Origin of the sequence: Paenibacillus barengoltzii G22 (genome assembly GCF_000403375.2) — a bacterium.
GTDB lineage: Bacteria > Bacillota > Bacilli > Paenibacillales > Paenibacillaceae > Fontibacillus > Fontibacillus barengoltzii.
The window spans coordinates 382,663-407,370 of sequence record NZ_KE159653.1 but is presented as its reverse complement, the minus strand read 5'-3'; the positions used below and the strand labels follow the sequence as shown (position 1 = coordinate 407,370).

Genomic DNA, 24,708 nt, shown 5'->3' with positions numbered 1-24,708 from the left:
GTTTGGATCTACCTTAATTCAAACTTGTAATCGGCACGCAAATTTCACAAAACTCCTTCAGCAGCATTTCCCCAGTGTATCTCTCCAAAATCGGCCGATCGTCGATTTGATAGCCCTTGGCTTGAAGCGTGGGCATCAGTTCGGCCCATGCTTGCTGCATGGCCTGAGCCGTGTGCTTAATCGTACACACCAAGTAGTCTCCTCCGGAAATCTCGCCGATGTGGACAGTATCATCATCTAGGGTTTCATCCTGCGAAATGACAAGACAAGCATCATAACGGCAGTTCTGCGGTGGCGTGGTCTCCGGGTTATCCCAAGGGATACCAAGCAGGATGGCAGAATGATTGAGCAAGTTCCTCTCCGCACCCCAACGTTTCATTCTCTCCATCGCTTGAATGTTACCGGGACCATACGGACCCACCTGACGTACATAAGCGAAGCGATACCGGGGTAGCTTTTCGACTTTGAATTCCAAGGTATTTCCCTCCTTAAAAATTTAGGAATTATCACTTCCTCCTGAATCTAACATGAACTAAAATGATTTACCTCCAAAAATTTTAATTTTCAACTTTCGACAATTTCTCCGCATCCCGGTGTGTATAATTTCGTTAAGAGAGAAAACAAGCCCAGGGATTACAGAACAGGGAGGACACCTATGAATCCAATGATATTTCAAGATACCGTCCGCTCTAAACAGGAAATCCATGCGCTATGCGGAGCAGGAAATTCAGCAATCGTTGCAGGACAGCTATAAGAACCGATTGTATTGATCAAGTCATGCGTTCACGAACCAGATGAAGGGAGTGGTAGTGACATGTCGATGAATCAGGCCAATACACGCTGTAAACGGGAACCGAAAACAACAAGATTACGAATCCGTCCCTTCCATTGGGCCGCTTGCTTGCTTCCTTTATCCCTCATGCTGTCCATCAGTGTCACGGGGTGCAGCTTCAATCCTTCCAAAAGTCCCTCCCCGTCTGGCGATGGGCGGATTCGTCCTGAAATTCAAATCGTCATTTCCAACCTCGGTATGACCTTCCCCGAAGGCATGGACGAGAACGATAATCGCTATTTGAGCTATATCGAAGAGCAAACCGGCTTGGACATCCAGGTCAATACGCCCCCCACCGAAGTCTATGATGAGAAATTGGATGTCATCATGTCCTCGGGGAATCTCCCCGACATGCTGCATGCCTATGAACCCGTATGGTTCGACAATTATGTCAAGCAAGGGGCGCTCCTTCCGTTGGACGATCTGATCGATCAGTACGGCCCCCACCTGAAAGCAAAAATCCCCCCTGAAGTATGGGACCGTGTGAAATACGGCGGCAAAATTTATGCTGTTCCCAGTTTAAACGAAGTGACGGGCATCGAGTTGATGTATGCGCGAAAAGATTGGTTGGACCGGCTGGGCCTGGATCCGCCGGAAACGCTTGATGAGTATTACGAGGTCATTCGTGCCTTTGCCCAAGACGACCCGGATGGCAACGGCCTGCAGGACACCGTAGGCTTGACGTTCACGGCCAACCTTGGACGGTCCTCGCCGTTTTTTGGCGCCTTCGGAACGCAGCTGGATACCTGGTTTGAGCGGGACGGGAAATTGGTGTATGGCAATATCCTGCCGGAAACAAAGGAAGCACTGGGCTTCCTGACCCGATTGTATCAGGAAGGATTACTGGAACGGGAGTTTCCGTTAAACCTTCAGACGAACTTGTCCGAGAAGATCGAGTACGGAAAAGTGGGGCTTTTCTCCGCAACCTGGTACGATACGCGCGGCCCGATAGCGGCCAATATGAAGCAAGACCCGAACGCTCGATGGATTCCCCTGGAATATCCGACAGGACCAAAGGGGGACAAAGGGGTATATGGGATCGATGTTATTCGCGGATACAACGTAATCCCAGCTAGTTCAACGCATGCGGCTGAGGTTATTCAACTGCTGGACTTTATCGCCAGCGATTATAAAACGCTAAAGCTTGGCTTTGAGAATGAAATTTGGCGCCAGGACGGAGATCGGATCGTTACAGACTTCGCATTGCATGACGAGAGTCTGTACCGGGGGATCTATCAATCCTTGGTGGACGTTCCTGATGAGACGTTGTTTAAGCTGCGGCTGGATTCTCTGGGGGATTTCAACTTGTACAACAATATCCAGACCATTCACCGCAATATTATGCCAAATGCATTTTACGGAATACCGACCCCTGCCATGGGAAAATACAACGAAAATCTGGATCGCTTAGAGGACGTTTTTGTCAAAATTATTATGGGTATCGAGCCACTGGATGCGTTCGACCGGTATGTTGAGCAGTGGAAGGCGGCAGGAGGAAGTGAAATTACGAAAGAAGTGAATCGTTGGTACGAGAGCGAGAGCAGAAGAATGGGCAATTCTCTGGGCTTGGAAGGGGGAGAACGGTGATTCGATGGATCATGAACCGGTTTTCACACCATATTCAATTCAGGCTGACCGGATATTTTATCCTCATTTTGCTCCCGCTGGTCTTGATCAGTTTGTTTGCGGTGGAGCGATCACGGGATATTCTCTACAACCAGGCGGTCCAGCGGACCGAAACGGCTCTCTCCTCGGCGATGAATCATTTTGATCTGGTGTTTCAGAACGTCGAGGAGATTTCAACGCTGATTGCCGGCGATCCTGCGATGAATGCGTTGCTGAACGAAAGCGGCAGCGACTTCTCGCCGCAATCCATCTTGGCGTTCTCTTCGATTTTGGAGCAGTTGTCGAATTCGGTCTCGGTGAACCGGTATATTTCACAAATTTCCGTCTACCATCCCGCCTCGGGCATGCTGATCTCCACCCATTACGGCGGCAAGCAATTGGCAGGAGACGCGCAAAAAGAGTGGTTTGTGGAAACCGCCCGCCGTAACGGGACAGGGATTTCTTATGTTAAGGCTGATTATGCTGTGACGGATGAAGTGACCTTTGGGCAATTAACGAACTCCGACAGCATTTCGCTGCTGCGGGCGATGGATTTGTATAACAGCAATCGGCAAGCCAACCTACTGGTCGTCTCGTTCAGCAAGAATAAATTACTTAATATCATTAAAACGCTGCTGCCTTCCGAGAACAGCCGAATCGTCCTGTCAAATGAAAAGGGAGAGGTACTGCTAGAAGCTGGCAAGCCTTCGGCATTACATCTGCCGGATCAGGATATGACCGTTACCATCGATTCCTCCTATTCGCCTTGGCAACTGACACTGGTTCAGCCCAAAAGCGAGCTGTACCGGGAGACGGATCAACTGCGACTGTTTACTTTTTCAATTATTGGGTTGAGTTTAATTTTGGCTCTTATCGTATCTTGGGTGGTTTACAGCGGAATTGCCTCCCCGGTATTGAAATTGGCTAAGGGGATGAGGCGCTTGAGTAACGGTGAGCTTAACGCACATGTCAGCACAAATCGGAAGGATGAATTTGGGTTTCTCATTCAATCCTTCAATCGCATGGCGCTGGTGCAGAAGCATTTGATCGAGGACCATTATGAGCAGCAACTGCGACTGAAGACAACCGAACTTCGGTTTCTGCAATCGCAAATCAACCCGCATTTTTTATATAACACGCTCGATTCGATTTACTGGATGGCGAAGAATTACGATGCTGAGGAAATCAGCGAAATGGTGATGAATCTCTCGAGCTTTTTCCGATTGAGCCTGAACAAAGGTCGGCAGGAGTTTACGGTTGAAGAGAGCATCGCTCATTTAAATTATTATTTGCGGATTCAGCAGCTTCGTTTTATGGACAATTTCCAAGTGGAATATCGGATCTCGGAGCAAAGCAAGCGGATTCCGTTACTCAAGCTGCTGCTGCAGCCAATCGTGGAAAATGCCATCATCCATGGCATGGAGGGAAAAGAAGCAGACGGTTATTTGGTCATCTCCAGTTGGGTGGAGCAGGAGCATACACTTCACATCCGCGTGGAGGATAATGGGCCGGGGATTGAGGAGGAGCGGCTTCGTTACATTCAACAGGAGCTTGACCGGATGGATCTCCGCAAGATTGTGGCCTATTCGCAGGATGAGGAGCAGGTGAAGGATCTCTTTGGCCTGCGAAATGTGCTGAGCCGGATGAAGCTGTATTATGGACCGGAGGCACGGCTTATCGTACAGAGCGCTTCGGGGGAAGGAACGACCGTGACGTTATCGATTCCATTAAAGGAGGATCAGGATGAATCTGATGATCGTGGAGGACGAGCCCCGGCTGCGGCAAGCGCTAGCCTATAACATCATGTGGGAGTCGCACGGCATCGACATGATTGGCACTGCAGCAAACGGTCTGGATGCTCTCAGACTTATGGAACGCAAGAAGCCGGATCTTATGCTGATCGATGTGCAAATGCCGGGCATGGACGGATTGGAGCTGTTGCGGGAGCTTAAAGGGCGGGGCTTGCTTAACCGGTTGATGAAAATCATTATTTTAAGCGGACACGACAACTTTGAATTTGCCCAGATTGCGCTTAAGCATGGGGTTTCGCGATATTTACTGAAGCCGGCGGGCGAGCCGGAGATCTTGGAAGCGGTCTTGGATGCCCGGCGCCAGCTGCAGCAGGATCTTGAGGAATGGCGACGGCAGACTGCTTTAGAGAAGCAGTGGTTGTCCAACCTGCCGCATTTGCAAAACCTGTTCTTCCTTCAGTGGGCGGCCGGCAAGATGGGACGGGAGGAAATTCTGGCGAAAAGCCATGAACTACACATTTCGTTTCACCGGGAGGATCGGATCGCGGTTGCGGTGGTGGAACTGGACCCTATCCCGGAGGTGGGGGAAACGACGGAGATGCAGAAGTTTACGCTCCAGCTACTCGCCAAAGAGCTGTTAACTCCACCCAATTGGTGGATTGCCGCCAACTCGGACATGAATCTGATGATGGTTTATGTGATTGGCCCGGAGGATGATGCGAGCGAGGCGTTGCTGCGGATGAATGCGGATTTGTCCCAGTTGCTCTCCCGAACCAAAGAAGTGCTGCGGCTGACCGCCAGTGCTGGACTTTGTGCGGCGGTGGGGCCGTTAGAGCAATTGTCTGCCTTGTACCGACAGGCTTGCCACGCGCTCCAGGAGCGAGTCGTGTACGGACATGACTTAGTCATTCCGTACCGAGAAACTGACGGGGAGATCGTGCGGCCTTTTGCCATCGAACCGCATCTGGAGAAGGAGCTCGAGATCGGGATGGAGACCGCTGATGAGGCCAAGGCAATGGCGGCTTTGCAGGGAATATGGGATACGTTGGTTGCGAGAATGGAATCCTCGGACGATTTTCATGAAGCGGTGCTTTTTGTGCTTGGCTTATTTGTTCGAATGATTCAAAAGCGGGGATGGACGACCAAGCAAGTGCTCGGCGACGAAGCGCAGTATATCCAGAACGTAAGTCTGCTAAGCACTCAAACGCAAACTTGGGCGCTGCTGACGAGAAGCGTGCAACGTATCGTCGCCTATGTGAAGGAGCAGCGAAAAGCGAGCAGCCACCAGGTCGTGAAAGAGGTCCTTCGTCTGGTGAACGAGGAAATGGATCAAGAACTGACGCTGCACATGGTGGCAGATCGCATGTATATCAACTCCTCTTACCTCAGCCGACTGTTTAAGCAGGAGATGGGCGTGGCCTTTTCGGATTACGTCCTTGAACGCAAGATGGAGCGGGCCAAAGCGTTGCTGCAGGAAGGGCACAAGGTCTATGATGCCGCGCGTTCGGTCGGTTACCGGGATGTCAGCTACTTCACCAAGGTGTTCCGCAAGTACTGGGGAGTGAATCCCGGGGAGTGTAAGGGGTAGTTAAGGTACAGGCAGTGGTGCAGGTACAGGTACAGGTGTAGGTACAGGTACGGGTATAGGTATAGGTCCAGGCTCAGCTTCGGTAAGGCCCGACTCAGCTAATGCTTGGCCGGGGGGCGGGCCGCCAGGCTGTTGGGGGCCGACTAGGTGGGTGAAGCTATTGTTTGTGGGGGCATTCATGTGGTGTTGGTGATAGCGTCTAGTGAGAGGACTTTGGCCGTTGTTGAGTTACTACTGTTGGGGGCCGACTAGGTGGGTAGAGCTATTGTAGGGGATGTCATGTGGTGTGGTGCAAGTGGTTAGATGCTTGTTAGGTGTGTCGGGCTGCAGCCGGAAATGACACAGATCGAGCTTACCGAGTCAGCTGCAAGTCTGGCCTGCACCCGCAGCTTCAGCTCTAACGCTTGTGAGCAACGCTATTTGGGGAATTCCGGCGTGGTTTGAAATCTAACGCTGATCAGGAAGCTTATTTCTCGGTTTCCGGCGTGAAATGGGCTGTTTTTCCGCGAATAAGCTCTCTTGTAAGCGTTAGAATCGAAAATCTCCCGATTTTCGCGAAATAAGCGCCGTGGCAAGCGTTAGCGAGTGATGAGTACGGAGCACGGGGCGAACTCACCTGGCGGTGATGTGCCAAGCGTTAGTGAAATTACAATCAGCACGCATGGAGGCATGCCAAAACGCCGGAAAAACAGCCTTGACTCTAACGTAACGTCATAGCTCATAATTCTCCCTAAGTAAATGAACTAGGAGTGAGAATGATGAACATTACAACGCTGCGTTCCGATCATATTTATCGCAAAGTCGCTCAAGCTGCGCCTGAGGACAAGCTTGAATTGTTCCGCAACGAAATGATGGGTCCCTTTATGGGACAATGGAAAATACAGCAGATTCCATTTCGAGCGCAAGAGCCGAATGGTTTTGATGTGGTGACGTTTAACAGTATGATGCATCGATCCCCCGATGAGATTACCCCGGAGATTTCTTCGGAGATCGAGTGGATCTCGTCGGATTCCTTTTGGTGCGAATGTGAGGAGGCCATCAGAGAAAGCTTATGTCTTTTTGTGGAGCATGGAATTCGCCTCCCTGTATCCGACTACATCTTCACGATCCAGTTAGGAAAACCGGAAAATCGTTCCCTCGTCATCAACGAAGGATACAGCGGATTTGGAGGCATTCCCGGTTATATCTGGGGGACGCTTCTGCCCAATGCGTACACGGTCCCTCGGATGAAGGTGGCGCTGACGCATGAAAGCAACCATAACGTAAGATATCAATTTATTCGTTGGAATCCCAATGTTAATTTAGGCGAGCTTATTGTAAGCGAGGGATTAGCTGAGAGTTTTGCGACGTATCGATTTGGAGAAGAATGGTTGGGACCTTGGGTAGCCAAAACAGAAGCCGAAACCCTAAATCAACGCATCAAGCCGGTACTTAGAGAACGGCTGCAGGTTACCGGATTCGATCAAATTACGCCGTATCTATATGGAGATGAAATCGCTAAGCTGCAAAATTATCAACCTGCCAATATGCCGTACTGCGCTGGTTACGCTTGCGGATATCATTTAATCCAGTATTACTTAAAACAAACAGGCAAAACGATCTTCGAGGCAACGATCACGCCTGCGGATCAAATACTGGAGGAAGTCAAAGGTTTTTGGGAAGAAGAAACCATTATTAACGGTTTATGATATCGTTCAAACTTTTTTGCCCAATATGGTCATGAAGATTTTGCAGATTTTCTATACGAAGCCATTATGCATAACCTAGGTCAATCCGTGCAATAAACATGGCAACATCCATCTTTTGAAGCCGCAAGGCTTCTTTTTTTTGTGCCCGTCAAAGCCGAGAAGCCATCATTTTACCACAAATAGTAATTGGTCTCTCCTACTCAGCTTGCCGGTCGGATTTTACAATATGTTCACAAGATGGTCACAGATGGACGATAGGACAATGAAGTGCGAAAGGGGGCAAGCGGATGCAATTAAAGACCAGAGCCGTGGCAGAATCAGCCCAATCCCAAAAAACACCTCAAGTGAAACGAAGCTATTGGAGGCGGCTGGGACTCGACATCCGGAAGGAATGGGATCTCTATCTCATGCTCGTGCCGGGCATTTTATTCATCTTGCTGTTCAAGTATACACCGATGTACGGAATTACGATTGCCTTCAAGGATTTTAATATTTTCACCGGATTTGCGGACAGCCCTTGGGTGGGGTGGAAGCATTTCGAGCGGCTGTTTACGTCGCCGGACTTTGCCCAAGTGTTTAGAAATACGGTCATCATCAGTTTTCTGAAGATCGTTATTTTGTTTCCGTTACCGATCGTGGTTGCCCTGATGCTCAATGAGATGCGGAATATGATCTTCAAGCGGACGGTGCAAACCGTGATCTATCTGCCTCATTTCCTGTCTTGGGTTATCGTTGGCGGATTGTTTATGGATTTACTATCAACAAACGGCGGGATCGTTAACAAAGCGCTCACCGCAATGGGGATGGAGCCGATTGCGTTCTTTCTGGACAACAGCGTGTTTCGCAGCGTCCTGATCACTTCGGCGGGCTGGAAGGAAACCGGCTGGAGTACGATCGTCTATCTGGCGGCATTCACCACCATCGATCCCATGCTCTATGAAGCGGCAAGGATGGATGGAGCCGGGAGATGGAAGCAGCTGTGGCATATTACTTTGCCCGGGATCGCGCCGGTCATCATCCTGATGTTTATCCTGCGGCTCGGCAGCGTGCTGGAAGCCGGAACGGAACAGATCTTGGTGATGTACAATCCCGTCGTCTATCAGGTGTCAGACGTCATCGGGACGTATGTGTACCGCCGCGGGTTGGGTAGTCAGGATTACAGCTTTTCCACAGCGGTGGGACTGTTTGAGGCCGTAATCTCCTTCACCTTGGTCATAGCCGGGAACGCAGCCAGCCGCAAATATTTACAGCGCGGGATTTGGTAGGAAAGGGGGAGCCCATGTTATGGATCATAAACAGGCCTTGGAAGGATTGCAGCCGCGCGGAGTGATCAAAACCTCGTTTTCCGAAAAATGCTTTACCGTTTTCAATTACGTCTTCTTTATTCTGCTAGGGCTGACAACATTGCTTCCGTTCGTCAATTTGCTTGCCAAGTCCTTGAGCAGCGAAAGCGCCGTAATCTCAGGAAGGGTGGGGTTGCTTCCGGTAGGACTGCAATTTGAGACATATCACTATGTGCTTCAAGACTCCATGTTCCTCAATTCGCTGAAGGTATCCATCGCCCTGACGGTGATCGGAACGGCATGCAGTTTGTTTCTGACGACGCTCACGGCTTATCCCTTGTCTAAAGTACGGCTGCGCGGACGAAAAGGGATCTTGTTGATTTTCGTTTTTACCATGTTGTTCAGCGGCGGGTTAATTCCCACCTATCTGCTGATGCAGAACCTGAACCTGGTCAACTCCTTCCCGGTCTTGTTCCTCCCGGCGATGGTAAACGTCTACAACATGCTGATCATAAAAAACTACTTTGAAGGCCTCCCGGAAGAACTGGAGGAATCGGCCAAACTGGACGGGGCGGGGAATATCCGAATCCTCATGTCGGTCATGCTCCCCTTGTCGCTGCCGGTGCTGGCGACGATTGGTTTGTTTTTTGCCGTAGCGTTCTGGAACGACTATTTCACGGCCATGATTTACATCAGTGACCCGGCCATTAAGCCGATGCAGCTGTATTTGAAGGAGCTGCTCGTTTCCTCCAGCGGGGATTTCCTGAAAGATAACATCGATGCAGCGATTAACACCACCCCGCAGTCGATCCAAGCTTCCTCCATCTTGCTGGCGACCATTCCGATTCTGCTCGTATATCCTTTCTTGCAAAAATACTTCGTAAAAGGCGTGCTGGTGGGTTCAGTGAAAGGTTGAAGCAACATGGCTCGATTAAGGCTAACACCTGAAGGGAGGTGATGTGCTCCGCTGCAGTAGAACCCCAGTAGAAACTCAAAAACAACCGATTTGAAGGAGGGTATATATGAATTTAAAGATGAAAAAAACGTCAGCGGTACTTACCGCCATCCTTGGCTTTGCCCTAGTGCTGTCCGGCTGCGGCGGCGGAGGAGGCGGAACGTCAGAGCCTGCTGCGACTGAACCATCGGGAGGAAACACCAACACATCAACAACAGAAGGCAGTAACAGCGGGGGAAGCACGGACAAACCAGATTTGCGGATGATCATGCAATACGGGCTGTTTGATCCGAAGACCGAATACGTCGCAAAATACATCGAAGAACGCACCGGGTTTCATGTGGAATATGAATTGCTGCCGGCGGAGAACGCTGATGAGAAGCTGAACTTGATGGTATCCAGCAAAGAAAATTACGACATCGCCAAGCTGAATGCCGCCCAATTCTACAATCTGGCTTCGGCGGGGGCACTCGAACCGATGGATGAACTGCTGGAGGCCCATGGCAACTATATTAAGCAGTCGATCAAGCCGGAGTCCTTCGCCAGTGCTACGATCGACGGCAAGATCTACGGGATTCCCGAAACGGGAGCGGGTGTGAGCATCGGTGAAGAGTTGGTCGTTCGCCAGGATTGGCTGGATGAGCTGGGCTTGTCCATCCCAACGAACCGCGATGAACTCTATACGGTACTTAAGACGATCAAGGAGAAGAAAAATGTCATCCCGCTGACGCTGAGCAAGGACTCCATCTACGGCGACATTGCATCTACCTTTGGCGTGCTTACCGATTGGAAGGAAGTCGACGGCAAGCTGGTTCACCGGGCGGAGCAGCCGGAGATGAAAGAATACATTACCTTCATGAACAAGCTGTATAAAGAAGGATTACTAGACACCGAAACGCCGCTCAATACCGCTCAAGAATCGATTGAGAAGTTTTCTGGCGGCAAAGCAGCGATGTATAAGCTGGCTTGGTGGAATGCGGGATCTGCAATCGCGGCGCTGCAGAAGAACTTCCCTGAGGCCAAGACGTCGATTATTCCTTATCTGAAAGGACCAGACGGAAAAGCCGTCGTTGGCGCAAAAGCAAATGTGACCTGGTACATCGGCATTTTGAAATCCTCCAAAAATAAAGAAGCGGCCATGGAATTCCTGAATGCGAAGCTGGAGCCGGAGACATTCAAAGGCATCGCGCTGGGTCAAGAAGGGGTTCACTATGAAGTGAAGGACGACAAATATTATCCAATTCTCCCGATCTTTAATGAACAGTTAAACAATGCGAGCAACTTCCTGACTGGCGTGGACGAAGAGAAATATCCGATTTATTGGCAAGCCCGCGTGCGGAAGGATCCGGTGCTTCAGGCGCATTTTGAAGCGTTCCAGAAAAATGCAGAAGGTCTGGTTGTCGTTGATCCGATGTCTACGGCGCCGCCCATTGAAGCTGTGTCCAAAAATCTGCTGAAGCTGACAACGATGCTGGATGACAATGTGCTGCAGTTTATTTCCGGGGCAAAGCCGATTGAGCAATACGATCAATTCCTGGCGCAATGGAGAGCGGAAGGCGGAGCCGACATGGTGGCTGCGGCGAACGAATGGTTCCAGTCTACGAAATAAGCCATCCTCAGATCAAAAGTCCAGCGGTATGATGTCAAGCTGTTGATTTAATCGAATTGGAAATTTCCCGTGCCTGTTGAGCGCGGAGTCACGAAAAAAGGGCGCATCAAACCAAACCCAGCCAAAAACCATGTCAGATACCAGATTTTTACTGGGAATTCGTGAAGGACTAAGGCAAAGGAGGCGTTAATCCTTGGCGCTATTCACCTTCCTTCGAGGCGTGTAGAGTTGGCCGCTGCGTAGCAGCACATCGACCAAACGCACGAGTTTTCTTGCCGTTAAGACGAGGGCGCGTTTGTGTTGATTCTTGGGCACTTCGTGATACTTCTTCCGGTAATATTCACCGAATTCTTCATCGCGCATCCTAACCGAGTTGGCAGCTTCAACGAGGTAGTAGCGCAGGAATCGGTTGCCGGATTTGATGCGGGCGGTGTCCTCCGCCTCGAAGACGCCGGACTGGTGCCTGCGCCACGTCAGACCCGCGTACTTGGCGACGGCGGCTTGATCCTTGAACCGTTCAATATCGCCGAGTTCGCCGAGCAGACCGGCTGCATAGACTTTGCCGATGCCGGGCACTGACAGCAAGCACTGAGCGCCTTGAATGCCGTCGAGGACCCGCTCGATCGCTTTGTCGAGATCCTTGAGCTGCTTCTGGATGCTGCGGATGGATTCGATGGAGGTGCCGAGCACCAGGTCAATCGAATCCTCCACGACCTTGGACAGCCGATAGGAGGCGCGGGCAGCTTGCTGAATGCAGCGGGCGACCCGCTCGGGATCGGGGAAACGATTGCGTCCCTTGTCCCGCAGATAGTCGGCCAGATCGGCCACGTCCATCTCGGCGATGTCATCGAGGCTGAACTTCTCGGAGAGCATCTCCATGAGCGCATGGCCAAACACGGAGCTGTCGACCTCGGTTGTAAACGCATTGCACTTGTAGAACAGGTTCTGCAAGAAGTACTGCTTCTCGCGAGCCAAGTTATGGACCAAGTGGAAACGCATGCGCGTGAGGCGTTGAAGGGCGACATACTGCTCCTGCATGACGATGGTGGTCGTCAGGCGGCCGAAGCGCAGGCGATCCGCAATGACCCAGGCGTCGAGCCGGTCGGTCTTGTCCATATCCGCATAGGCTTCTCTGAACTTGCTGATGAGCTTGGGGTTCAAGGTGAACACCTTGGCCTTGCGCTCTCGAAGCGCTGGATCCTGATGCAGGTACATGGCAGGGTGCCAGCTGTAGACGGAAGTGGCTTCCAAGCCGATGTGAATCTCGGTGACGGCCAACTTGTCCGCTGCAGCGACGATTTGGTCACGCAAATGCGAGGCGCCATTCAAATTGTTTTTGACGGTGAGTGTCTCAAGCTTGTCACCGTCAGCGTTCATGAAACACGCTTCGAGCTCTTGCGAGCTCACGTCAATACCGACAAAAAGCTTCAAGTGAAATTCCTCCTTTCGCTAGGGATTCAGGGAATGGACGCTCCGGGATGCCTCCGGCGCACGCGCAGATCTATCACCCTCGCGTATGAGGACACACTTCGGGCCATGAGCTGCCCCGGATCTGCTAAAACCGGGCATGGGATGCCGAAGGGAACAGCCAGCGGGTAAGAAGCTCAGACGCGTACCGGAGAAACAGACTTAAGGAGTAGACGATGCTACTGGAGGCAGAAGGATTTCCCCGAATGGACCCTACGTTCCATTGTCCAGAGGCATACCGGAAAGTCCAGTCCCTGATGGAATTTTCAAAGAACAAGCTGGAAATTTGGAGGCTGTTTTCCATCCCCCGGGGGGATGGAAATGAACCTAAAAGAGCTTTTTAAAGATACTATACGAGGAGGCATCTGGATGAAACGTATGTTGCAGAGGCGAATGGCCGGAGTGATTTGTCTCACCTTACTGGCGGCGTTGTTCTGGCCGGGGATGCCCATCGCCTCCTCGGCCGCAGATCCGGAGGAACTTCCGAAGGCGGAAGAGACTTCAAGCGAACCGGTTCAGTTTGTGAATGACGAAGGGAGCATTGCGCTTGAATTCACGGACGTTAACGCTGCGGCTGGCTCATTCGAGGGAAAGGCGGATTACCTTGCCTTGTTCACCAGCGGGGCGACCGTAACCGATGCCACATATGGGCCTGTGACGGAGGTATGGATTGCGGAAGGGCAAGTGGCTCTCACCGTTGATGCCGAAGGGGTCGTGCAGGAAGTTGTTGGTCCCGTGGACGATCCTCCCACAACTTGGGATGCGGAGCGCATGCTCCCGATTCCAGAAGGAGGATACCTTGTGTTGGCGGGAGGGCAGAGCGCTTGGGACGAGTCGGCTTATCGACCTGCGCTTTTTCAGCAGGTTCATGTTGGGGACTCGGTGAAGCTGATGCGTGCAGGGGAAGAAGTGACGGCGGCAGATTTTATACCGGCAACGCCTGATCCGGACCCGGAGCCTGCTCCAGAGCCTCCCCCAGCCGCCGATCCAGAGCCAGAACCTGATCCTGATCCCGATCCGGAGCCTGTGCTTCCTGAGCTCATGCTGTTAACGGAAGACCAGACGACTGTGGACATTCCGGTCATCGAAGTTGCCGGGTTTGTGGCCAATTATGATGAGCAGCTGGAGCTTGCCGTTACGGTAAATGGCGATCCGGCCGAGTTATCGGCAGATGGAGTTTTTCGTGAACATGTGTATTTAATTTCAGGGGCGAACGCAGTAACGGTCATCTTATCTCAGGCCGGGGAGGAATTGGAAAGGGAGACGTTAACGATCATGTATGAACCGTCGGAGAATCAGGACTATATCGAAGTTGAAGCCGCACCAAAGGATATCACGATCGACATTGATGGACCGCGGATCAAGATCGATTACGTGGATCGAGACGTGACCGGCGTGTCCAATATCGTTGCGTTGTTTACGAGGGATTATGGCGAATCAATCGAAATTCCACAGTACAACGTTGCCGTGCAGGTTGATGCCAACAACCAGGTCTTGCAGGTGATCAACCCTTCAATTAATGGCCAACCTCCCGTATGGACCGGGCCCACTCTCCTTGAAATTCCGGAGGAAGGTTATGTGCTGATGGCGCAGGACGATAGTTACGCGGGCAATTATATCAAGCGCTTCCTGGCGGAAAACTTCAAAGTGGGAGACATCATAAAGCTTCGCAAGAATGGGGAAGTCGTATCTGTCCGGGATCTGATGAGCGGGAATGGTCCGATCGCCCGACTTAAGGTCGATAATCAGCGGATGTACACGGTAACGGCCAACCACACGATCCTGTCGGGGATGATCGAGAATATCGACGATCCGGCGTCCATCCAACTGCTGGTGAGTGGAGCCTCCGTTCCTTTTGAGGCGGATGGATCTTTCAGCTATGATTACCCGTTAACGAAAGGCACCAACTACATTGAAATCACGGTGTTGAAAAATGAGATCGAGCAGGATCGCCGGGACTTGGCGGTGTTTGCCCGGGACGATTTATCAGCTGACAAAGAAGTAATTCTATGGGTGGATCAAGCCTCCAACGCGAAAAAGTTTCAAACCAGCGAGCAGGTGCGCGCTTTTCTTCAAAAGGCCAAGGACACCGGAGTCACCTCCGTTGCTTTGGATGTGAAAGGCGTCGAGGGCTATGTCTCGTACAAGAAAAACGACTTGACCGGAAGACCCTACGTCAGCGAGCTTCAATCACCCGGGAGAGCCGGAGCCAATCCCGATCTGGACCTGCTGCAGGAATTCATCGATCAGGGTCATGACCTGGGGTTGGAAATCCATGCGGTGGTTAACGTATTCGCTGAAGGGTCCATCGCTTATAACGAATACGCCGTGCTGAATGATCACCTGGATTGGGAAGAGCGCGTGCACTATGCGGAGAACAACGGTGAAATCAAGCGGCTGCGGGAAAGCGCGAAGCAGGGCTTGGTCGCCTTCGTGAATCCGGCAAACGATGAGGTGCGCGAGTTCGAGCTGAAGACGTTTGAGGAGATTATCAAAAATTATGACGTGGACGGCGTCGTGCACGACCGTGGACGTTACGATAATGAAGGTGCAGATTTCAGCGAGGAAACGAGAGTCAAATTCGAGCAATTCTTGCTTCTGCGCGGCAAGCAACTGAACCATTGGCCGAATGACATTTTTTACTATGAAAATAACGTCAGAGTGGATGGTCCGCTCATTCAGGATTGGTGGGAGTTCCGGTCAAGGGTGATCCAAAGCTTTTTTGGCGAAGTGAAGTCGCTGGTGGATTCCTATGAGGCTGAGTCGGGAAGAACGATCAAAGTGTCTTCTTACGTCGGTTCCTGGTATGAGACGTATTATCTCAACGGGGTGAACTGGGCGAGCAAAAATTTCCGCATCCATCCTTCCCTGGGCTTGCCGGTGGAGTCGATTTATACACCGGAGTATTACGATACCGGGTATATCGAACATCTGGATTTTCTGATGATTGGCGCTTATCAGACGACCAGTCAGGAGATTCAAAAGTACATTACGCTAGGGAACATTGTGACGAATGGCGAGATTCCGCTGTATGCGGGGATTGCCCTCAACAATGTTCAGCTTCCAGCGGTACAGCGGGAGGTGTTCCAGGCGGGATTGAGAACGACCAATGGACTCATGCTGTTCGACGCTTCCCAAATTAACTGGGCGATCGCCAAGGCCTCGCTGGAGGACCGCGAATGGGTGAAGGATTACCAGCTGGGCATGAGCTTGCCTGACAGTCCGGATACGTTCCTGGAAGGCCATTATTACAACGTGAACCGGGTGGAGGGCAACATTAATGTACTGACGGACGCGTTTGGAACAACGACGGGAACAAATCATTTTGGCGTTGAGGTGGTTGTAGATGACACGGGCGCCGTCACCCGCGTAGCCAACCGCAATCAGGCGATCAACTGGAGCTGGGGAGCACCGGAGGAGAACAACAGCGTCATTCCGCCAGGCGGCTTCGTTATCTCAACCATTGATCCGTCGGGAGTTCGAATCAATCGACAGCTTGTGGCCAACGCTTATGAGGTGGGGGATCAGGTACGTTCCGCAGTTTTAAGCGGCTTGATGGACGATGAGTTGCGCGAGACAAGGAACAGCCATTATTCGCTGGAAGGGACGGTTGAAGTGCTTGGTCCGGGGACGCCGTCTGTGAAAGTAAACGGGGAGTCCGCGTCGGTTTCCTCGACCGGAGTGTTTACGGCAAACGTTCCGTTATCGACGGGTATCAACTTTGTCCAAGTCGATGTCTATGTGGATGATCTGAAAACGAACAGCCAGACCGTGCAAATCATTCGCACATCCACCGGGGACAGCGGCTCTAATCCGGGTCAGCCGGGATCGTCGGGCGGCAGCAGCGGGACGACGCCAACCCCGCCGATGAAGCCGGAGCGGCTGAACGTGGTGAAGTCTACGGCGGCGAATGGCCAGCATCTCGTTGACGCGAAAGTCGATTTGTCGCGGATGCTGGAGGAGATCAAGAGCCTTCAAGCGAAACCAGCCCAATCGCAGCAACTGCAATATCGCTTCACGGATACCGCCGACATCCTCACCTTGCACTTGCCAACCAAGGGATTGGAGGCTGCGGTGAAGGAGTTGCCCAATGGCGTTATCTTGCTGGAGTCCCCGTTAGGCAAGTTAGAGCTGCCGGTTCAGGCTTTAGGTGAAGCGCTGCAACAGCGGGGATCTGCAGACAGCTTGCAGATTCGCCTTGGAATCCCTGCCGAAGCGCAGGAGGAAGAGCTGCACCGCTTGTTGCCGGATCAGGCTGAACCGTTTGGTTCGTTACTGGAGGTGTCCTTCTTCTGGGAGCAGGGCGACACCTTAACTGCACTGCAAGCCTTTAAGGGAGTCGAAGCTAAGTTTACGACTGCACCGCTGGCAGGGGCCGTTTCTGCCGATACGACCACCGTTCTGCTTCTGCAGCCTTCTGCGGGCAGCTACATGTTTGTGCCTGCGCTGATCAGGGAGGAAGGTGGGAAGGCCCAGATCACGTTCCGATTGAAGGCCAGCGGCATTTATGCGGCGATGGTATACCGGAAGACCTTCACGGATCTGAACGGACACTGGGCGGCTGATGAGGTTACGATGTTGGCCTCCAAAACGATCATTCAAGGCACCTCGGATACAGAGTTCAGCCCTAATGCACCCCTTACGAGAGCAGAGTTTACGGCCATGCTCGTCCGTGCTCTCGGTTTGACTGGACCGCAGACGAATCCAAACAGATCCTTCACCGATGTGAACTCGGGTGCGTGGTATGCGAGTACGGTTGCAACGGCGGTGGAGCACGGATTAATTGAAGGCTTTGCCGACGGGGAGTTCCGTCCGAGTGAGCAAATTACACGTCAACAGATGAGTGTGCTGCTGGTTCGTGCGTTGAAGCTGGCAGGAGCCGAGGCTCCTGCTGGAATTCCGAGTGCCACGCTGGCTGGATTTGAGGATCGCAGCCAAATTGGGGCTTGGGCTGAAGAAGCGGCAGCGATCGCCGTAGAATCCGGCTTAATGAAAGGGCGCGAGAATGGCAGCTTTGCTCCTGGAGCCTCGTCTACCCGTGCGGAAGCAGCAACGGTGCTTGCTCGAATGTTACGGATGGCGGGACTGATCAATTCATAATGAATGAAAAAATGCCAGTCTGCGGAAGGCTTCATCCGCAGGCTGGCGTTTTTTTCTAGAAATATTAGACAGGGCGCAGCTTAGGCCACTGCAATTCAACCCCTTGGCTATGAAGTAGCTGTTGATAGTCGGATAACGTTTCCTCATGATTGCGTACGTCCGTTGGGAAGAGGTTGCGGTCCAAGCAGAAGCTGGCGCACATTCCCGCGGCTTCGCCGATGTTCCATTCCACGGGATGGAGCCGGTAACAACCGTTGGTGATATGGGTAACCCCGATATTTTTGCCGGCGGCCAGCACGTTTTTGACCCGTTTCGGGATTAAGCTGCCCAGCGGAATTTGAAAGGGCAAGGAAGAGATATCAATGTACGGCCGGTTGCCTGTGCTCGGATGCAGATCGATGCGGTAACATCCGATTCCTACGGAATCCGGGAACTTCTCAGCTGCACCATCTGGTCGGGATGCCGTGGCGACATGCTGCTCCAGCACCGTAAACTCCGCTTGAATTCGTCTCGACTCTCGGATATAGGGGGCCATCGCCAGCCCGTCTTCTGTTCCAACGACGTCGCGGCGCAGGCGCAAACCGGGATAACCTTGCCCGCCGTCCGGCCGAGGCGCTTCGGTCTGCAGCCAATACAACAGCGACAGGCTGAGCTGTTTAGCCTGATGGAGATGACGCGCGGCTTCTTCCTCCGGTACGTCGATAATGGAGCCAAGCCAATAATCGTTCTGCGGCCAGTTGATCAGGGAGATCGGACGGAAGCCGAAGCTGCTGTCGAAATGGGACGGCTCCAGAATTTGCCGGTATTGAAACAGCGGGAACTTGCCACCGTAACCCGGAAATATCTCATACTCCACCGGCTCGTTCGTAGCTGGCCTCACGCCGGTTAAGCTCAATAGCCGATTCGGCCAGAAGTCGGCTTGATATTGTCTCCAGAACTCGTACATCTCAGGCTTGTCGATGAGATGCTCTTCTCCTTCGGCATAATCTACGGCAAAGCAATACGTAAAGCTTTGGATGTCCTGCGGCAACGGATCTCCATCGACTGCATGAGGCTCGCCGGTCTGTGCTTTCGATTCGGCCCCGGTAACATACTCAATTCCCGCGAGTGGAAGCAGATCCCCGAGCTCAGTGGCATCGATAAAAAACGGCGCCTCAAGCACCAGTTCATCCCCGGTGTCGAGATGACGTACCGTCACACTTCGGACGGCATCTCCTTCAGTTTCGGCTTGCTGGAGGCGATAACGGTGAAGAATCGTCAGCCTTCCGCTGTGCAGGTAAGGAGCCAGCATCTGCTCAAGCACAGCCAGGCCAACGCGGGGATCATGACTAATCCGGCTGACGATGCCGCCGCCGGGATTGAGTTCGGGTAGGTTACGCGCCGCCGGTGTTAACGGATAATGATTTCGATAGTACTGGCGTATGCCATTGCGGAATCTTCGGTAAGTTCTTGTACAGCCAAAATGCTCAATCCAGGGGTGCTCATCCGGCGGAACGGCCTGACTGGTCAGCTGCCCGCCAATCCAAAGCGTCTCCTCCGTCATGATGACGGTTTTACCTGAAGCTGCCGCGGCTAGAGCTGCGGCGGTTCCTCCGGTACCACCCCCAAGGATGACGATATCCGCCTTCATTTCGCGTTTCATCGCTTCCATTCTCCTTTTGCCCTGAGATTCATCGTTTGACGTCAGGTTGCCCATGATTGCATTCATTGTAGATGGTTAGGCCGGAGAAAGGTACGGGAAGCGGGTGACCTTTTATGGTAATTTGATGTAGTTTTGCCTTCTGACTTATTCCAATTTGGGACTGATCTGGTATGCTAGGAATCATCATAGACTTATCTTGATCCGACGATTTCTAGTTAGCAGGAGGGAAGCTGATGAACAAGATCACCATTGCCGTGATTGGCTGCGGCACGATTGCAAACCACGCCCACATCCCGTCTTACCTGAACCACAAGCATGTAGAAATCAAGTATTTCTGCGACATCTTGAAGGAACGCGCCGAGGCGGCTGTCACCAAATACGAATGCGGACAGGCGATCACAGATTACCGGCAGATCGTTGAAGATCCGGAGGTGGATGCTGTATCCATCTGTACGCCTAATGCTTCGCACGCGACGATTGCCATTGATTGCCTTCGTGCGGGGAAGCATGTGCTTTGCGAGAAGCCGGCAGCCCGGACTTACGAAGAAGCCTTAGAAATGCAGAAGGTCCAGCATGAGACGGGCAAAGTGTTGAATATCGGGGTCGTGAATCGGTACAACGAAAGTGTCAATCGCATCAAAAACATGATCCAAAACGGCGAGCTTGGCGAGTTGTATCATGTGTACGCCAGCTTCCGCGCCCACCGATCGATTCCGGGTTTAGGCGGCGCTTTTACGACGAAAGCGATCGCCGGTGGCGGGGCGCTGATCGACTGGGGCGTTCATTTTATCGACATCGTCATGTACTGTGCGGGCGATCCGAAGCCTAGAACCGTTACCGGTCAAGCCTATTCCAAACTGGGGAAAGACATGGAGAACTATACGTATCTCAAAATGTGGGCAGGACCGCCGGATTATCACGGTACGTATGATGTCGATGACTTCGTAACCGCATTGATCCGTACCGAAGGCCCGACGATTTCCTTGAACGGAGCTTGGGCGCAGAACATCGGAGTTGAGGAGATGTTTATCGACTTCCTGGGCGACAAGGGCGGCATACGGTTGAACTACGGCGGGGATTTTACCTTCTATACAGCCAAAGACGGCGCTCTGATCGAAACAACGCCAAAGTTCACCTCCGGGAATATGTATCAGCAGGAAATCGACGGCTTCCTGGAGTGCATCCAAACGGGGGAGAAGCAGCCTTCCCATATCGACACCGTCATTCTGTCCTCTCGCATTATTCAGGCGATTTATGATTCGTCCGACAAAGGGGAGGAAATCGCGCTCTCATGAAAAAAATCGGGTTTATCGACCTGCATCTCGACCAGTTCCATGCCAACAAATATCCCGGGTGGATTGAGCAGGCTTCTGATGGTGCCATGAAGGTTACGTATGCTTATGGCAAAAAAGACAAGGAGAACGGACTGACAAACGAAGCGTGGTGTCAAGCACACGGTATCGAGTTGTTGCCGTCCATTCAAGACGTTGTGGAGCGGAGCGATTACTTGATCGTGTTATCGCCTGACAACCCGGAGTATCATGAGGAGTTGTCGCAGCTTCCACTCAAGTCGGGCAAGCCGACCTACATCGATAAGACGTTTGCTCCAGACCGGGAGTCAGCGGTGCGCCTCTTCAACCTGGCCGCGCAGCACGGAACGCCGATGTATTCGACGTCGGCGCTCCGTTTTGCCAGCGAATATGCGGAGATTGATCCGGCAGGGATTCAAACGATTTGCAGCTGGGGGCCCGGCGCTTTCGATAACTATTCAATTCATCAAATCGAGCCGATCATCCGTCTGATGGGGCCCCCTCCCAAACGCGTCATGTTCACCGGGACGACGGATTCCCCTGCACTTCTCATCGACTTTGGGGAAGGGCGGCAAGCATCAATCCACCATCTGGGGGATAATTGCCCGTTTACCCTTGGCATCAAATACGGGAACGGAACCTTTAAGCAAGCCACGGCGGCCTCCAATTTCTTTGAGCCGTTTATCCGGAATCTGGTGACTTTCTTTGAAACCGGTCAGCCCGCAGTTGACCCGGCAGAAACTGTAGCCGTGATTACTATCATCGAGTACGGATTGAAGGCAGCTGAAACACCCGGGGTTTGGTTGGATTTGCCATCATCCTAATCATATTCAGCATAAGACAACCCACCTTCGCATGAAGGTGGGTTTTATAGTAATAGATTCAAAAGGCTAGTGGTCTGCCGGGATAAGAATGTATAATGATGGAAGCATTCATTTCCAACGATCTCACGCGGGAGGATCTATGAGAAAACTTGCTATTTTGGCGTTGGTCCTAACTGCACTTGGGCTTGGCTACTTCTACATAAGCAACTCCTATTCGTCTACACCCATTGAGGCAGTCGAGAAAGTTCGATTTATGAACGATGGACAACTCTTACACGAGGCTGAGACAGATCGAGGGAGGGTGTTGTTTCTGCTTCGTCATCTACAAAACGGGCAGACAATCAGTGCCGAATACGTTCAAAAAACGCCGTTGCTGGGCTGGAAATGGGGATGGGGCGGAGGGCATACCGTGCCTCGCATCTCTGAAAATGAGCCGGACAGCTTCTGGACGGAGCAATATTTTTCATCCACAAAGGGCACAGATGCAGATTCCCCCTTTCCGCTTCTCTTTGGCGTGATCCAATACCCGCAAATCGATACGATTCAAGTCTATAGCTACACGACTAACGAAAGTTTGACTGCTACGATTCAGGATACGGCGGATTCAGGCATTCGAATCTGGTACCTTTTTCTTCCCGAAGAGCAGGGAACCCGGTTTAAACTGACAGCGCAAATCGGAGATCACCAAATCATCAGTACCAAGATATCGGAATTATAAATCAAGGCATTATGGAAAAAGAGAGGGCTATCTATGAAAAATGAAATCACGACCAAACGATTGACGCTCAAAATCATCGATGACACTTATACGGATCAGGTCTTGGCCTTTGTTATGCGGAATAAAGACTTCCTCAAGGAATGGGAACCTATAAGAACGGAAGACTTCTACACGTACTCCGCTCAACAGGACATCCTGCGGGATGAGGCCGAAACGATGGAGCGAGGCCTGCTCCGAAAATTTTGGCTGTTCAGAGATGGCCGGATCATCGGCTCGGTGGCACTAAGCAATATTGTCAGAGGGGCGTTCCAGTCTTGTTATATGGGGTATCGAATCGATGAGCAGGAGCAAGGAAAGGGACTGATGACAGAAGCGGTGGAGGCAGTGGTCAACCACGCGTTTCATGAACTGCGCTTGCATCGGATTGAGGCCAACATCATGCCGAGGAATCAAGCTTCACTTCGCGTGGTTCAGAAGTTAGGCTTTCAAAATGAGGGCATCTCAAGAAAATACCTGCAAATTAACGGGAAGTGGGAAGATCATATCCATATGGTTCTGCTCAATGAGGAGATGGAATGATGGAACCTGTGCCCGCGCAGATCAAAAAAGCCCTGTCCTAAGCGATTTCATCGCCGGGACAAGGCTTTTTATACGTTGCCCTGCATTATTGAACAGAATATTGCGTTTGCAGGTAATCCAGCGCTCGGGCCATTTTGTCCAGATAAGCCGGGTTTTCGTCGGAGCATTTGAACTCGATATGCCCCTTGAATTCTTGATCGGGTTGGGCCGAACAGCCAATCAGCGAACACAGCCGTTCAACGGTACCTTGGCTGCCGTCAATCAACTCAATATGGGGAGGCAGGATTTGCTGCAGGATGCTTTTGTAATAAGGAAAATGCGTACATCCCAGCACAATTGTACTGTATTGCGACAAATCGATGCCCGCAAGCTTGCGGCTGAAGTAACGCTCGATTTCGTCCCGATCAAACTGCAGTTGCTCGCAGTATTGCACCAACTCCGGCAGCGGCATCGAATCCACCACTTTGTGGTCGTCCACCCGGGCCACCAGGTCAGTGTATTTCGAGAGGCTTAACGTCAACGAGGTTGCAAAAACCAAAACCCGCTTGCCAGCGGCTTGGCTGCGTTTTACAGCCGGCTTGACGGCTGGCTCCATGCCAACAATCGGAATGTCGTAGGTGCGGCGAAGTTCCTCAATCGCTGCGCTTGTTGCCGTATTGCAAGCCACGACCAAGGCTTTAATGTCGCCCTGCATGATACGACTTACCGATTCCTCGACGTACCGTCTCACTTCGGGCAGCGTCTTCGTCCCGTAAGGCACGTGAAGCGTATCGGCAAAATATAGAAAGTCTTCGTTCGGCAGCTTCCTCATCGCCTCCGTTAACACGGTCAAGCCGCCAATCCCTGAATCAAAAAATGCGATTCTCACTCATATCACCTGAATTTGTTGTGGTTTGTTCATCCTGATGTTCGTCAGCGGCATCCCATTCGCGGTAAAACTGCTCTAAGAAATGCAGCATAAATTCATGCCGTGATTCAGCCAGCTTCCGGGCATACCGGGTATTCATCAAATCTTTTAACTTTAATAGCTTTTCGTAGAAATGATAAATCGTCGTTTTTTCGCGGCTGCGATAATCCAAATCGGAGAAATCCCGCCCCGGTTCATGCATCGATCTGCCTCTGGAACCCCCATAGGCAAATGTTCTGGCAATACCGATCGCGCCGATGGCATCCAGTCGGTCAGCATCTTGAACGATTTGTCCATTGAGCGTTGCCATAGGGGGATTATTGCCGCCATTATATGACATGGTCGATATAATCTCCATGACTTCGTTGATGACGGATGAATCCTCGATATGTGCTTCCAACCAGCTGCGAACCCGATGCAAGCCGGCTTCCTTGGACGGATTCAGCTTCTCGTCGGCGACGTCGTGCAGCAGGGCTGCCAGCTCACATACGAACAAATCTGCCTGCTCCTTACGGGCGATAGCCAAGGCCAACTTCCGCACCCGATGGATATGCCACCAGTCGTGGCCGCTCCCGTCACCGCTGTGCACGTTTTGCACAAAGTGCTCGGCTTGTTCGATGATATGCTGCGGATCCATCTGCACCGTTCCTTTCCAATCCCTAGTTCACAGAAACATCGAATACCATCTTACCGCAAAATCGCCATTCTTTAAACTTGTTTGTGAGTCCCAGTCGCATTATATGAACGAAAGATTCAGAAGGAAGCGGCGCAAAAGCTAAATTTTACCTTTATCCTGCGGACAGGTTCAGCGATAATAGGATTGGAAAGTTCTGTATGAACGGAAAAAGGA

The 24,708-nt window shown here is 51.8% G+C and carries 18 protein-coding genes; 13 read left to right on the top strand and 5 right to left on the bottom strand.

Features of this window, described 5'->3' with window-relative positions; all coding sequences use genetic code 11:
* Positions 1-13: 13 nt before the first annotated feature.
* The gene (locus C812_RS10210) at positions 14-475 is read right to left on the bottom strand and encodes an AraC family transcriptional regulator (protein WP_016312578.1); all 462 of its coding nucleotides are present in this window, start codon (positions 473-475) and stop codon (positions 14-16) included.
* Between the two features lie 339 nt (positions 476-814).
* Between C812_RS10210 and C812_RS10205 the strand changes: the two genes are divergently transcribed.
* The 8 genes from C812_RS10205 to C812_RS10175 all read left to right on the top strand — a co-directional run bounded on the left by C812_RS10205 (position 815) and on the right by C812_RS10175 (position 11,311).
* Positions 815-2,419, top strand: coding sequence for an extracellular solute-binding protein (locus tag C812_RS10205; protein WP_016312577.1), 1,605 nt, complete (start codon positions 815-817; stop codon positions 2,417-2,419).
* 11 nt (positions 2,420-2,430) lie between these two features.
* On the top strand, positions 2,431-4,236 hold the full coding sequence (locus C812_RS10200; RefSeq protein ID WP_036625287.1) for a cache domain-containing sensor histidine kinase: 1,806 nt from the start codon (positions 2,431-2,433) through the stop codon (positions 4,234-4,236).
* Positions 4,181-5,776, top strand: a complete 1,596-nt coding sequence (locus C812_RS10195) for a response regulator (RefSeq protein ID WP_016312575.1) — start codon at positions 4,181-4,183, stop codon at positions 5,774-5,776. The genes C812_RS10200 and C812_RS10195 overlap by 56 nt, the downstream gene beginning before the upstream one ends.
* Before the next feature lie 303 nt (positions 5,777-6,079).
* Entirely contained in the window at positions 6,080-6,220 is a 141-nt protein-coding gene (locus C812_RS22550) for a hypothetical protein (RefSeq protein WP_167669311.1), read from the top strand.
* A 314-nt stretch (positions 6,221-6,534) separates the two neighbouring features.
* The gene (locus C812_RS10190) at positions 6,535-7,464 is read left to right on the top strand and encodes a DUF2268 domain-containing putative Zn-dependent protease (RefSeq protein WP_036625066.1); all 930 of its coding nucleotides are present in this window, start codon (positions 6,535-6,537) and stop codon (positions 7,462-7,464) included.
* Positions 7,465-7,751: 287 nt separating this feature from the next.
* Positions 7,752-8,729: an ABC transporter permease gene (locus C812_RS10185; RefSeq protein ID WP_016312573.1), complete on the top strand. Its 978-nt coding sequence runs from the start codon at positions 7,752-7,754 to the stop codon at positions 8,727-8,729.
* A 19-nt stretch (positions 8,730-8,748) separates the two neighbouring features.
* Positions 8,749-9,663, top strand: a complete 915-nt coding sequence (locus tag C812_RS10180; RefSeq protein WP_009222871.1) for a carbohydrate ABC transporter permease — start codon at positions 8,749-8,751, stop codon at positions 9,661-9,663.
* Between the two features lie 106 nt (positions 9,664-9,769).
* Positions 9,770-11,311, top strand: coding sequence for an extracellular solute-binding protein (locus C812_RS10175; protein ID WP_016312572.1), 1,542 nt, complete (start codon positions 9,770-9,772; stop codon positions 11,309-11,311).
* A 186-nt stretch (positions 11,312-11,497) separates the two neighbouring features.
* On the opposite strand, the gene C812_RS10170 is transcribed toward C812_RS10175, so the two are convergent.
* Positions 11,498-12,742 carry an IS110 family RNA-guided transposase gene (locus tag C812_RS10170; RefSeq protein WP_016310842.1) on the bottom strand — a complete coding sequence of 415 codons (1,245 nt, stop codon included), beginning with the start codon at positions 12,740-12,742 and terminating at the stop codon, positions 11,498-11,500.
* A 405-nt stretch (positions 12,743-13,147) separates the two neighbouring features.
* Here C812_RS10170 and C812_RS10165 point away from each other — a divergent pair, with 405 nt between their 5' ends.
* Complete coding sequence (locus C812_RS10165) at positions 13,148-17,878, top strand: S-layer homology domain-containing protein (protein WP_016312571.1); 4,731 nt, start codon at positions 13,148-13,150, stop codon at positions 17,876-17,878.
* Between the two features lie 64 nt (positions 17,879-17,942).
* On the opposite strand, the gene C812_RS10160 is transcribed toward C812_RS10165, so the two are convergent.
* A complete protein-coding gene (locus tag C812_RS10160; RefSeq protein WP_016312570.1) occupies positions 17,943-19,520 on the bottom strand; it encodes an FAD-dependent oxidoreductase in 1,578 nt (525 codons plus the stop codon).
* A 233-nt stretch (positions 19,521-19,753) separates the two neighbouring features.
* Here C812_RS10160 and C812_RS10155 point away from each other — a divergent pair, with 233 nt between their 5' ends.
* The 4 genes from C812_RS10155 (at position 19,754) to C812_RS10140 (ending at position 22,951) form a co-directional block, all read left to right on the top strand.
* Positions 19,754-20,815, top strand: a complete 1,062-nt coding sequence (locus C812_RS10155; RefSeq protein WP_016312569.1) for a Gfo/Idh/MocA family protein — start codon at positions 19,754-19,756, stop codon at positions 20,813-20,815.
* Positions 20,812-21,654, top strand: coding sequence for a Gfo/Idh/MocA family oxidoreductase (locus tag C812_RS10150; protein WP_016312568.1), 843 nt, complete (start codon positions 20,812-20,814; stop codon positions 21,652-21,654). The genes C812_RS10155 and C812_RS10150 overlap by 4 nt, the downstream gene beginning before the upstream one ends.
* Before the next feature lie 139 nt (positions 21,655-21,793).
* Positions 21,794-22,372: a hypothetical protein gene (locus tag C812_RS10145; RefSeq protein WP_016312567.1), complete on the top strand. Its 579-nt coding sequence runs from the start codon at positions 21,794-21,796 to the stop codon at positions 22,370-22,372.
* 33 nt (positions 22,373-22,405) lie between these two features.
* Positions 22,406-22,951, top strand: coding sequence for a GNAT family N-acetyltransferase (locus tag C812_RS10140; RefSeq protein WP_016312566.1), 546 nt, complete (start codon positions 22,406-22,408; stop codon positions 22,949-22,951).
* A gap of 85 nt (positions 22,952-23,036) precedes the next feature.
* Here C812_RS10140 and murI read toward each other — a convergent pair whose 3' ends face one another.
* Both murI and C812_RS10130 read right to left on the bottom strand, forming a co-directional pair.
* Complete coding sequence (gene murI / locus C812_RS10135) at positions 23,037-23,819, bottom strand: glutamate racemase (RefSeq protein WP_036625064.1); 783 nt, start codon at positions 23,817-23,819, stop codon at positions 23,037-23,039.
* Positions 23,800-24,495 carry an HD domain-containing protein gene (locus C812_RS10130; protein WP_016312564.1) on the bottom strand — a complete coding sequence of 232 codons (696 nt, stop codon included), beginning with the start codon at positions 24,493-24,495 and terminating at the stop codon, positions 23,800-23,802. Before C812_RS10130 ends, murI begins: the two co-directional genes overlap by 20 nt.
* Between the last annotated feature and the right edge of the window lie 213 nt (positions 24,496-24,708).